Here is an 11532-nt window from a genome sequence, read left to right as displayed (position 1 = left end):
CCGAAACCGCGGCAGTGAAAACGCCAGGGGTTAGCCCAGCTTTTGCTGCGCCCACTCCAGGCCGCTTTGGTACTCGGCCGGCAACAGCGGCGCCAGCGCCTGTAACGCCTGCTGCAATGCGGCGCCGTGCGGATCGTTTAAGTTCAGATGGCCGACCTTGCGCCCAGGGCGCACTTCTTTTTCATACCAGTGCAGCCGCACCAGCGGCAGCGACAGCCATTGCGTATTCACTGCGGTGCCGATCAGGTTGACCATCACCGACGGCGTGTTAACCACCGGCTTCGGCAACGGCAAACCCAGAATAGCCCGCAGGTGCAGTTCAAACTGGCTGATCGACGCCCCGTTTTGCGTCCAGTGGCCGCTGTTGTGTACGCGCGGCGCCAGTTCGTTGATCAACAAACGATCGCCGACAATAAAGCATTCCATCGCCATCACCCCAACGTAGTCGAGCTCGTTAAGGATCGCGCCGAGCATCTGTTCGGCCTGCTGTTGCAACGCCGGGAGTGGCTGCGGCAGCGCAACGCTGGTGCGCAGAATGCCGTCCTGATGCAGGTTGTGGGTCAGCGGGTAAAATACCGCCTGGCCATCATGGCCACGGGCGCCCACCAGCGACACTTCGCCAGAGAAATTGATCCCCTGTTCAACGATGCATTCGCCGTAGGCATCGGCCGGCAGCTCATTCTCCTGGCCGGGGCGCAGGCGCCATTGGCCGCGGCCGTCATAGCCGCCGACGCGCCGTTTAACGATAGCCAACTCGCCCAGTTGGGAAAACACCTGCGGCCATTCGCTGGCATCGGCCAGCAGTTGCCAGGGGGCGGTCGCCAGGTTGAGCCGATCCAGCAGCTGTTTTTGCGTCAGGCGATCGGCCAGGCGCGGGAAAATGTCGCGGTTGACGAACGCGTTATGGCGCGCCAGTTCGCGCGTGAGCGCGGTTTCCGGCCAGCGCTCGATTTCCGCGGTAATCACACTGTTTTGATACGGCACCGCTTCCGGTTCGGCATCAAGGCCAACCGGATAGACCGCAATGCCCAAAGGCTCGCCGGCCTGGCGCAGCATGCGCCCCAGTTGGCCGTTACCCAATACGCAAACCGGCTTCATGCTTCCTCCCGTGGATCCGGGTTATTCAGCACTTCATCGGTTTGCGCCTGGCGCCAGGCTGCCAGGCGCTGTGCCAACGCGCTGTCGTGCAGCGCCAGGATCTGCGCCGCCAGCAGGCCGGCGTTGGCTGCACCGGCTTTGCCGATGGCCAATGTGCCCACCGGGATGCCGCGCGGCATCTGCACGATGGAATACAGGCTGTCGACGCCGCTCAGTGCCGCGCTTTGCACGGGAACCCCCAACACCGGGACCAGCGTTTTAGCCGCCAGCATGCCGGGCAAATGCGCCGCGCCGCCCGCGCCGGCGATGATCACATCAAAACCGTTGCCGCTGGCCTGTTCGGCAAAGCTGAACAGTTTGTCCGGGGTGCGGTGGGCAGAGACGATCTCGACGTGGAATGGAACGTTCAGTGCGGTGAGGACGTCGGCGGTGAATTGCATGGTGGCCCAGTCACTTTTGGATCCCATAACAATTGCGATTTTAGCTCCGGCTTGGGTGGCTGAAGCGGCGTTGGCTCCCATGGGTGTAAGGCTCCTGTAAATGATACAAGCTTTGGCCGGTTGCGCGGGTGGCAGGCCGTTTGAGGGCGTAGAGCATAACATGTGAGCACGGCGAGGAAAACGGTTGCGTCGCCGCTTTTCGCCGGCAAACCCGGGAATTTTTTAGCGCGTTTTAACGGCCGCCGCGTAAACAACGCCTTATGGCGGCGTTGGCGAATGCGGCGGGGCTAAAATGGGAAGCGGATCAATTCAACGCCGTTCGCGCTGACCTTGACCATGGAACCTTCGTTGTGCCAGGCGCCGAGCACCACCCGGTGCGCTTCGCCGTTGCTCAACGCGAGCGTATGCACCGCCGGCCGATGGGTATGGCCGTGGATCATCCAATGCACCTGGTGGCGCAGCATGGCCTGCTCAACCGCATGTGGGTTAACATCCATGATCGCTTCAGATTTGTACTGATTGCTCTGTTGGCTACGGGCGCGCATGTTGGCGGCGATCTTTAGACGCCAGCGCAGCGGCATGGCAAGGAATAGCGTTTGGATCACCGGGTTGTGCACCCGGCGGCGGAACCGCTGGTAGGCGTGATCGTCCGTACACAGCGTATCGCCGTGCAGGATCAGGATCTTTCTGCCGTACAGATCGAGGACTTTTTCTGCTGGCAGCAGCGCCATGCCGCTTTCGCGCGCGAAGCGTTTGCCCAGCAGAAAATCGCGGTTGCCGTGGATAAAGTAGCAGGGCACGCCGGCCAGATGCAGCGCTTTCAACGCGGCGGCGACCTCACGGTGCAGCGGCTGGGGATCGTCATCGCCAATCCAGGCTTCGAACAGATCGCCAAGGATGTACAGTGCGTCGGCATGGATCGCATCACGTTGCAAAAAACGCAGAAAACCGGCAGTAATTGCCGGTTCCTGTGCGCATAAATGCAAATCTGCAATGAACAGGGTGCTCATGCAGTTGTGATTATTCGCTGACGGTAACGCTGTTGATTACCACGTCTTCAACCGGAACGTCCTGGTGCATACCGCTGCGGCCGGTTTTCACGCCTTTGATTTTGTCGACGATGTCCAGGCCTTCAACCACTTCGGCAAATACGCAGTAGCCCCAGCCCTGGGCGTTTTCGCCACGGAAGTTCAGGAAGTCATTGTCGACAACGTTGATGAAGAACTGGGCGGTGGCAGAGTGCGGATCGTTGGTACGGGCCATTGCCAAGGTGCCACGGGTGTTTTTCAGGCCGTTGTTGGCTTCGTTTTTGATTGGCGCCTGGGTGCTTTTCTGGTTCATGCCTGGCTCAAAGCCGCCGCCCTGGATCATGAATCCATTGATAACACGGTGGAAAATGGTGTTGTCGTAGAAGCCTGCACGGCAGTAGTTCAGGAAGTTTTCAACGGTAACCGGCGCTTTGTCAGCAAAGGTCTTGATAACGATATCGCCGTGGTTGGTGTGGAAAGTAACCATATTTTAATCCTAACAAGGTGAAGTGAGATGCCACATATACGCTCAACATACGCGTTGCCGGAAAGCCAGCGCGCCTGTCATTACAGCGTGCACGATCAGACCGCTCTTATAACATATCTCACTTAGCGAGTCAGTATTGGCGGGTTGGGGCGGATACTGCAATACGGGATTTTTTGCCCTGCCTGGTGATACTATTCATGGTTATGAGCTTTTTTACCGGCCTGGGCAGCAAACCCGTGCCTGAACCTTGCATTACATCACCCTTCGGGGTTCAATACGCAGCATTAAGTTGATGCCCTGTAATTAATACTGTTATCACGTACACCACGGAATATCCTGATGCTAAAGATTTTTAATACCCTGAGTCGTCAAAAAGAGGAATTCAAACCTATTCATGCCGGGAAAGTGGGCATGTACGTGTGCGGGGTGACCATTTACGATTTGTGCCACATTGGCCACGGGCGCACCTTTGTCGCCTTTGACGTGGTGGCGCGCTATCTGCGCTACCTGGGCTACGATCTGGATTATGTGCGCAACGTTACCGACGTTGACGACAAAATCATTCGCCGCGCGGCGGAAAACGGTGAAACCTGCGAGCAACTGACGGCGCGCATGCTGGCCGAGATGCATGCGGATTTCGATGCGCTGCTGATCGAACGGCCAGACCAGGAGCCGCGCGCTACCCAGCATATCGGCGAAATTATCGCGCTTACCCAGCGCCTGATTGAGCGCGATCATGCCTATGTGGCGAGCAACGGCGACGTGATGTTCGCGATCGACAGCGATCCGGATTACGGCCTGCTGTCGCGCCAGGATCTGGATCAACTGCAGGCCGGCGCGCGCGTGGAAATTGATGACGTGAAACGCAACCCGATGGACTTCGTGCTGTGGAAGATGTCCAAGCCGGGTGAGCCGAGCTGGCAATCGCCATGGGGGCCAGGCCGCCCAGGGTGGCACATTGAGTGCTCGGCGATGAACTGCAAACAGCTTGGCACCCATTTCGATATCCACGGCGGCGGCTCGGATCTGATGTTCCCACACCATGAGAACGAGATCGCCCAATCAAGCTGTGCGCACGATGGCCCGTACGTCAATTATTGGATGCACTCCGGCATGGTGATGATTGACAGAGAGAAGATGTCTAAATCCTTAAACAACTTCTTTACCATCCGTGACGTATTGGGGCATTACGATCCTGAAACCGTGCGTTATTTCCTGATGTCTGGCCATTATCGTAGCCAGTTGAACTACAGCGAAGAGAACCTGAAACAGGCGCGTGCTTCGCTGGAGCGTTTGTACACTGCGCTGCGCGGCACCGACGCTGCGGCCCGGCCGGCCGGCGGTGAAGCCTTTGAGGCACGCTTCCGGGAAGCGATGGACGATGATTTCAACACGCCGGAAGCCTATTCGGTGCTGTTTGATCTGGCCCGCGACGTCAACCGCCTGAAAGGGGAAGATATGGCGGCGGCCAACAGCCTGGCGGCGGAGCTGCGCAAGCTGGCGAAGGTGCTTGGCCTGTTGCAGCAGGAGCCAGAGCAGTTCCTGCAGAGCGGCGCTCAGGCGGATGACGGTGAGGTGGCGGAGATTGAAGCGCTGATCAAACAACGCAACGACGCCCGCCAATCCAAAAACTGGGCGGCAGCCGATGCGGCGCGCGATCGCCTAAACGAAATGGGTATTGTGCTGGAAGACGGCGCGCAGGGAACGATCTGGCGCCGTAAGTAACCGCGATAATGGCAACCTGCGTGGCGGGTTGCCCACTTTCCACCGCGGTTTTCAACGATAGCCGGCGGCGATAACAGCACAGCCGGCCATCAATACGGTAGGGTTACGCAGTTACGGTGATCTGTTGCCCGGCGTAGCTGACCGTTTGCCCGGCGAGGATTTTGCAACGCTTACGGGTTTCCACCGCGCCGTCTACCGTAACCAGGCCATCGGCAATGGCGTTTTTCGCCTGCGCGCCGCTTTCACTCAAGCCTTCCAGTTTCAGCAGATCGCACAGTTCGACGTGCGGGTATTTACCCAGGGAAAAGGTTGCCATCTTAGTGGTTCTCCGTGTCATGGTACTCTTCACACGCCTGTAGCGTGTTTTGGATCAACGTGGCGACCGTCATTGGCCCAACGCCGCCCGGTACGGGGGTGATGTACGAGGCTTTGGCGGCGGCTTCTTCAAACAGCACGTCACCCACTACTTTACCGCTTTCCAGCCGGTTAATGCCCACATCGATCACGATCGCGCCTTCTTTGATCCATTCGCCAGGGATAAAGTTCGGCTTGCCGACGGCGACGATGAGCAGATCGGCATGTTCGATATGATGGCGCAGGTTTTTGGTAAAGCGGTGGGTGACGGTGGTGGTGCAACCCGCCAGCAGCAGTTCCATGCTCATTGGGCGGCCAACGATGTTGGACGCGCCGACCACTACGGCATTCAGCCCGAAGGTATCGATGTTGTAGCGCTCCAGCAGGGTGACGATGCCGCGCGGTGTGCAGGGGCGCAGCTTCGGCGCGCGCTGGCATAGGCGGCCGACGTTGTACGGGTGGAAGCCATCAACGTCTTTATCCGGCAGGATGCGCTCAAGCACCTTGACGTTATCGATACCGGCCGGCAGTGGCAACTGTACCAAAATGCCGTCGATTTCTTTGTCTGCATTTAGCGTGTCGATCAGGGCCAGCAGCTCCGCCTCGGAGGTGGAAGCGGGCAGATCGTAAGAGCGGGAAATAAAGCCGACCTCTTCACAGGCGCGGCGCTTGCTGGCGACGTAAATCTGTGAGGCCGGGTTTTCACCGACCAGTATCACCGCCAGGCCGGGAGCACGTTTGCCAGCGGCCAGACGTTGTTTAACATGCTCAGCCACTTCATTTCTAACCTGCTGCGCAATCGTTTTACCATCAATAATTTTTGCTGCCATCAGTGAGGAAATCCATCAATTAAGAAAAGCGGGGGGATGGCGCTATTTTGTCAGAAGCTGGCCGCGCTGTCAGGCGTTGAATCAGGGTTATTGCGTGGAACGGCGTCAGACTTGGCTGATTTGCGGCGTTTTAGCTGCCATAACGTAGGGGGATTGGTGCCGGCGGCAGGGGAGAATGCTAAGGCCGCTGGGTGAAATAGCAATGATTAACGGTGGGATAGCGATGCCGCATGGGCGAAAAATCGCCATAAGGCACCGCAGCTGGCGCAACCCTATGAAAAGGCATTGACTCAGTACCCGCTGACCGTATAATCCCAACCCGCAACCCCCGGTTGCCGCATCCCAATGCGCCCTTAGCTCAGTTGGATAGAGCAACGGCCTTCTAAGCCGTAGGTCACAGGTTCGAGCCCTGTAGGGCGTACCATTAAATATCAATGAGTTACACTCATTCTCCCACTGCAATATTTTCCAAAAGTGCCAGATTAGTGACATTGCCCGCCAAGACGTCGTCAATTTTTCTCGCATGTTGGGTTACCGGCGTATCCAACAGTTAGTTTGTTGCGGACAAAAGTGATGCTTGAGTTTCACCAGTTCGTGAATGAAATCACGTATTTCAACTGTGAGTTTATCGGTGATGCCTCGTTTTATAGCGGCGTTAACCGCGCTGGAGATTTCGTAATTTCGTGCCATAGGTCTCCTCCGGAGAGGTGGGGTACAATTAGATTGTACTGTATAAATAAACATAATTGTTTGTGCTAATCCTCCTGTACCGTTAATTCGTTCCATGCGGTTGCTTCTACGATAAGGGTGGTATTTTCTTCGGCATATGCGAACACTGTCGTAGCGTTTTCACCGGTAGTTTCAACAGTGATGCGGCCATTGGCGACAGAAATCGCCTGTCCTTTGGTGTAACCGAGCGGCATCGGATTTCTCTCAAGCGTGTTAAACGCCTTTTCAATTTCTGCTGCCGGGTACACATCACAATATCGTCGACAACGGGCGTGATACCACGAACCACGATATGTGGTTTGCCATCGATGGTTTCGGTTGTGATGTTTGAAACGGAGTTGACGACGGTCAGCACGTTAATGCGGTTGCGTTTCATGCTGGGTCCTCTTTGGCGGATTTCAGGCAATAAACAAGGCCGCCGTGGCAGCTTTGTTATCTTTTCAATTGAATTTCAGTTCCGATCTCGCATCCTCGAGAATTGCGTCTATGGATGATTGAATGACTTTCGACATTTCATGGTAACCGATGAATTCAGGGTATCCCTCTTCGCAGATACTATAATTATTATCATTGTCTTTTTTCAGCAATTCATCAAGTAAAATCTTAACGTTATGACTGAATGAGATAGGTGATAGCACATAAAGTCGGTGCACCTGAGCCCGAACCTCATTTATCTTATTCCAGTCAACTTTTCCCTTTGGATAAGTACTTAACTCCCTATCTACATTATATTTCATCTCTGTGATAAATGAGGCATATACGTATAAATCTTTAAGCTCGAGAAGCTTATCAATCAAATTATTATAGGATGAAACTTTCTTTTCCCACCATTTCTCACGATAGAATCGATTTAACGCAAAGTAGGCTGTAAATCCCGCTGCTACAACCCCTGTTGTGATAGGAACCACAAGAGATAAAAAAAGCGAACCTACCTCTGCTACTGTAATGTTACTCATTGCTATCCTACCAATATAATAATGATGATTCAGATAATATAGACTAGCCTCATAGATCACCAGACACTTAGTCTCTCTTAAAATAATAGGTAGTCTTAGGACTATGTTTAACACCAGTCAGAATGCTAATATAGTTGAAGTATCATCAGGGCCTGAACGACGTCGGCGCCGTACTCTGCAGGAAAAATTGCTATTATTCAGTAGACTATGGAACCCGGAATGACCGTGTCTCATGTTTGCATGGTATTAATACAAACCAGATATTTAAATGGCGCAAACAATATGAAGACGGTTCGCCGGCGGTTGCATTGGACGACGAATAGCCGACGCCTTCAGAAGTCTTGACGTGTCGCGTGCACAACTGAGTATTGTTCACCACGGGAATATATATGCAGGAAATTATTGCAATCGCAAGAGAGAAAAACGTCTGGATATATAGGGTCACATCCATGGTATCCGAGTAGTGGCATTGGACTAATAATGGATTAAGTGATAGAAGTTTTATGGAGATATAGTGACCAATCAGATCTGCTCGGGAATAATTATGGGAAAAAATGATAACAGCGCGTTATCTCCGTCTGACGCTGATAAGCGACAATATCACAGAGACCAAATTGAACGCGATCGAAACCGTACAGTTACCGCTCTTTCTGGAGATGAACTCGTTAAACGTTTTGGCAGTGCAAGCGCGGAATACCTTAAAAACTATCGTGGCGTTGATAACGAGACGGGTCAACGGTTTGCTAAAGGACTAGCGGATGTTGCGACACATAAAGTGAATCCTGATTACGCGACAAAAAATATTAAGCAGCAGGCGGGTTTCTCTGCCGAAATTGCAACCACCAGTCGCGATAACGCAGAAGCGATTATTAATGGCAATACATTACGAACAATGCGTAGCGACGATTTGCAAGAGTATGGTCGTAACCATAACGTCGTTGACCGCGTGAAGATTCAGAATGGCGTGATTGTTGAAGGTTCGCAGAGCCAGATGAAATTTGTCGGCGACCACAACCAACTTTTGAAAGATATCGCCAAAGATGACGGTAAGTTCTCTCGCTACCGAGGCGTTAAGCTGGAGCTACCGTCTGAACAGTATAAAGGGGCGGCGGAACACTGTCGTACACAAGCCTCTACTCTGCGTGAACAAGCGAATAAGGTTGAGGCGGCCGGAAAGCAGGATGTTGCAGATAAGCTTCGCCGTGAAGCAGACAACTACGATCAGATAGCTGGCAATGTTTGTGACAGTGGTTTAACGACCGAAAAAGCCATTTTTTACCGCGAGAATCCTAAGATCGCAACAGCAATGGATATTGCACGCACCAGCCACCGCGCTGGTATCGAAGGGGCAAAAACAGGGGGGGTTGTTGGCGGGGCGATTTCATTGGTCGTCAACATCTTCAATGTGGCGCAGCAGAAGAAAGCGCTGGGTGAAGCTGTTGAAGATATCGCCGTTGATGCCGTTAAAGCAGCAGCACTAGGCTATGGTTCGGCATTCGCGGGTTCTGCAATAAAGGCGGGCTTACAGCAGTCAGAAAAGCAGACACTGCGAGCGATAGCCGGAACGACAGCCCCCTCGCTGGCGGTCAATATCTGCCTGTCGCTGGGAATCTCCATCAAGTGTTACATCAATGATGAGATTGATGAGGCTGAACTGCTGAATGATATCGGTGAAAAAGGGGCCGGAATGCTTTCCAGTGGCATGATGGCGGCACTGGGGCAAATTGCTATTCCTATTCCGGTGGTTGGGGCGGCGATTGGCGGCATGATTGGTTACACGCTTTCGTCCATGTTTTATCAAAGCGCTCTTGAAGCAGCTCGTGGTGTGACACTTTCGCGTGAACGTCTGGCACATATCAGCGCCATTGAGACTGAAGCTCGTGCACATATCGTACAACAGCAGGCGTTGCTTGATGAATTTACGGCTCGGGAAATTCCACAGCTTCGCAACGATACGCAACGCCTCTTTGAAGTCATTTCTGGTGGCAGCGATAACATTAATGACTTGGCGTTTGCGATTAATGATTTTGCCACTTTGCTCGGCACTCAATTGCAGTTCCAGACCATGCCTGAGTTCGAAGGTTTTATGGATTCAGACAAACCTTTAATGTTGTGAATGGGGTAGGATCCCCATGCTAATTAAAATGCTACCTTATGAAAAAAAGGCTCTACTTGTTGAACTTGACAGACTTCTTGCATTGTCTGATAACCCATTGCTTTGGGACGGAAAAACGAAGGATGAACTGACGTCGGACTCTGACCTGAATAATCTGACAATCCAAAAGGACTCGCTGGAAACTGAATTGCTGGAAGAGATGGAACAGTACTCTCCAGGCTTATCTGATAAGGGAGTCTTTGGTGGAGTCTTCAGCCGGTCTGCTGAGGACAACTTAATTGAGAAATTGAAGGTTTATCCGCTTTCCAGAATTGATGCGCCTGGAAGTCGTATTCAGGCCGCAACCGCAGTATTAAAAATTCTGCTCGAAGATAAAAAGACGGAAAATCTCGCGACGCCAAAAATCATCATTTTCCAGCTTTTTTTGGTTGCTCTGAGAGATGGCCAAATCTCCAGTATTGAATGGATGCTGCTGAAAGATATTCAGCTTTATTTCAAGGTTCCGGATTTTATTTTTAAAGACCTTCTGGATCGTGCCGAAGAATTAAACAGTGAAGTGAGTAAAACACTCTCTCTGATTATTGAATAAAGGAGTTATGACATGCCTATTCCAATTATTATTGGTGCGATAGCAGCAGCCGCAGGGATTTACGGTATTACGAAAGGTGTTGGTGGTGCAAAAGACCACAGCAATGCAAAAGACATCAATGAAAGCGCACAAAGCATGGTTAACGACATCAGCTCTCAAATCGAGTCCAGCCGTGAAGCCACCAATAAAATCATTGAAGACTATGGTCAGCGTAAGCTTCGCGCGTTTAACAGCGTCATTAATGAGTTTATCGTTACCTATGGCCGCCTTAAAAACGTCGAGCTAACTCACAGCGCGGAGCTGGAAAAACTCAACGCGGATGATTTTACCAGCACAACCTTGTCGGGCCTGAAGCAGGATTATCAGATGCTGAAAGATGCCGGTTTGGGTATTGGCGCGGGAATGGGAAGTGGTGCAGCGCTGGCATTTGGCGCCTATAACGGCACTATGCTGCTAGCAACTGCAAGCACAGGGACTGCGATCTCTTCTCTATCTGGCGTAGCGGCAACCAACGCCACTCTGGCATGGCTGGGGGGCGGTTCACTGGCTACAGGTGGTTTTGGCATGGCTGGTGGAATGATGGTGTTGGGCGGGATTGTTGCAGGCCCAGCATTGGCTATTTTCGGCCATATTCTGGGAAATAAGGGGGAAGAAGCGCTAAACAACGCACGCTGTAACCTAGAACAGGCAAGAACGATCCACGCTCAAGGCGTATTAATGGTTGGTAAACTCCAGTCTATTGAAAAGGTAACGACACTGGCGAATAATGCTTTTTCCCTGACGAGTAGTCGCCTTCGCGGTACCGTTTACGACATGAAGAACGCTCTGGAAAGCTACGGTGAAAACTTCCGTGACTTCCCGCAGGAGTGCAAAGAAGTCGTGTTTATGTCGGTTAAATACGCACAATTACTGAAAGCGATGATTGATACTCCGATCCTTGATCAAGAGGGGAATCTGGTGCTTTCCACTGAACGACGCATTATTGATATTTCGGCCGTCGCGGAAGGCAAAAAGGACAAACTGGATGATGTTGTCGCGTAAAGTGAAAACAAGCTCGCGATCATACGCGAGCCTGATAACGAGTGATGAAGATGTCCTGCTACAGCAATCTTTCACCATTTCCATGTTCTCAGTGTGGGATTTGTTGCCAACGCGTGAGTATGGCAGAAGAGACTTGTTT

Annotated in this window: 11 protein-coding genes, 1 tRNA gene and 2 pseudogenes; 6 read left to right on the top strand and 8 right to left on the bottom strand. The window is 52.6% G+C overall.

Annotation, left to right across the window (positions count from 1 at the left end):
- Positions 1-30: 30 nt before the first annotated feature.
- The 4 genes from purK to ppiB all read right to left on the bottom strand — a co-directional run bounded on the left by purK (position 31) and on the right by ppiB (position 3053).
- On the bottom strand, positions 31-1098 hold the full coding sequence (gene purK, locus ACN28Q_RS06250) for a 5-(carboxyamino)imidazole ribonucleotide synthase (RefSeq protein ID WP_095845550.1): 1068 nt from the start codon (positions 1096-1098) through the stop codon (positions 31-33).
- Positions 1095-1619 carry a 5-(carboxyamino)imidazole ribonucleotide mutase gene (gene purE, locus ACN28Q_RS06245; RefSeq protein ID WP_095845549.1) on the bottom strand — a complete coding sequence of 175 codons (525 nt, stop codon included), beginning with the start codon at positions 1617-1619 and terminating at the stop codon, positions 1095-1097. Before purE ends, purK begins: the two co-directional genes overlap by 4 nt.
- A 206-nt stretch (positions 1620-1825) precedes the next feature.
- On the bottom strand, positions 1826-2548 hold the full coding sequence (gene lpxH, locus ACN28Q_RS06240; protein ID WP_095845548.1) for a UDP-2,3-diacylglucosamine diphosphatase: 723 nt from the start codon (positions 2546-2548) through the stop codon (positions 1826-1828).
- Between the two features lie 10 nt (positions 2549-2558).
- Entirely contained in the window at positions 2559-3053 is a 495-nt protein-coding gene (gene ppiB, locus ACN28Q_RS06235; protein WP_095845547.1) for a peptidylprolyl isomerase B, read from the bottom strand.
- 339 nt (positions 3054-3392) lie between these two features.
- Between ppiB and cysS the strand changes: the two genes are divergently transcribed.
- Positions 3393-4778 carry a cysteine--tRNA ligase gene (cysS, locus tag ACN28Q_RS06230; RefSeq protein WP_095845546.1) on the top strand — a complete coding sequence of 462 codons (1386 nt, stop codon included), beginning with the start codon at positions 3393-3395 and terminating at the stop codon, positions 4776-4778.
- Positions 4779-4881: 103 nt separating this feature from the next.
- Here cysS and ybcJ read toward each other — a convergent pair whose 3' ends face one another.
- Positions 4882-5094, bottom strand: coding sequence for a ribosome-associated protein YbcJ (ybcJ, locus tag ACN28Q_RS06225; RefSeq protein ID WP_095845545.1), 213 nt, complete (start codon positions 5092-5094; stop codon positions 4882-4884).
- A 1-nt stretch (position 5095) separates the two neighbouring features.
- On the bottom strand, positions 5096-5962 hold the full coding sequence (gene folD / locus ACN28Q_RS06220) for a bifunctional methylenetetrahydrofolate dehydrogenase/methenyltetrahydrofolate cyclohydrolase FolD (RefSeq protein WP_095845544.1): 867 nt from the start codon (positions 5960-5962) through the stop codon (positions 5096-5098).
- A 347-nt stretch (positions 5963-6309) separates the two neighbouring features.
- Here folD and ACN28Q_RS06215 point away from each other — a divergent pair.
- Positions 6310-6386 (top strand) — tRNA-Arg (locus ACN28Q_RS06215).
- 436 nt (positions 6387-6822) lie between these two features.
- Here ACN28Q_RS06215 and ACN28Q_RS06210 read toward each other — a convergent pair.
- Positions 6823-7067, bottom strand: a pseudogene (locus tag ACN28Q_RS06210) (DUF2213 domain-containing protein); the annotation flags it as partial.
- Between the two features lie 64 nt (positions 7068-7131).
- Complete coding sequence (locus ACN28Q_RS06205; RefSeq protein WP_095845543.1) at positions 7132-7647, bottom strand: hypothetical protein; 516 nt, start codon at positions 7645-7647, stop codon at positions 7132-7134.
- A 103-nt stretch (positions 7648-7750) separates the two neighbouring features.
- Between ACN28Q_RS06205 and ACN28Q_RS06200 the strand changes: the two are divergent.
- From ACN28Q_RS06200 to ACN28Q_RS06185, 4 genes and pseudogenes are all read left to right on the top strand, one after another.
- Positions 7751-7949 (top strand): annotated as a pseudogene (locus ACN28Q_RS06200) (IS3 family transposase); the annotation flags it as partial.
- 212 nt (positions 7950-8161) lie between these two features.
- Positions 8162-9763: a hypothetical protein gene (locus ACN28Q_RS06195; protein ID WP_230469589.1), complete on the top strand. Its 1602-nt coding sequence runs from the start codon at positions 8162-8164 to the stop codon at positions 9761-9763.
- 16 nt (positions 9764-9779) lie between these two features.
- Entirely contained in the window at positions 9780-10352 is a 573-nt protein-coding gene (locus tag ACN28Q_RS06190) for a hypothetical protein (RefSeq protein WP_095845542.1), read from the top strand.
- Positions 10353-10364: 12 nt separating this feature from the next.
- Complete coding sequence (locus tag ACN28Q_RS06185; RefSeq protein WP_095845541.1) at positions 10365-11393, top strand: hypothetical protein; 1029 nt, start codon at positions 10365-10367, stop codon at positions 11391-11393.
- Positions 11394-11532 lie beyond the last annotated feature (139 nt).

The sequence above is a fragment of the Gibbsiella quercinecans genome, assembly GCF_002291425.1.
In the GTDB taxonomy this organism is placed as follows: domain Bacteria; phylum Pseudomonadota; class Gammaproteobacteria; order Enterobacterales; family Enterobacteriaceae; genus Gibbsiella; species Gibbsiella quercinecans.
Note: the sequence above shows the minus strand (reverse complement) of the source record. Positions and strands in the feature narration are given on the sequence as shown.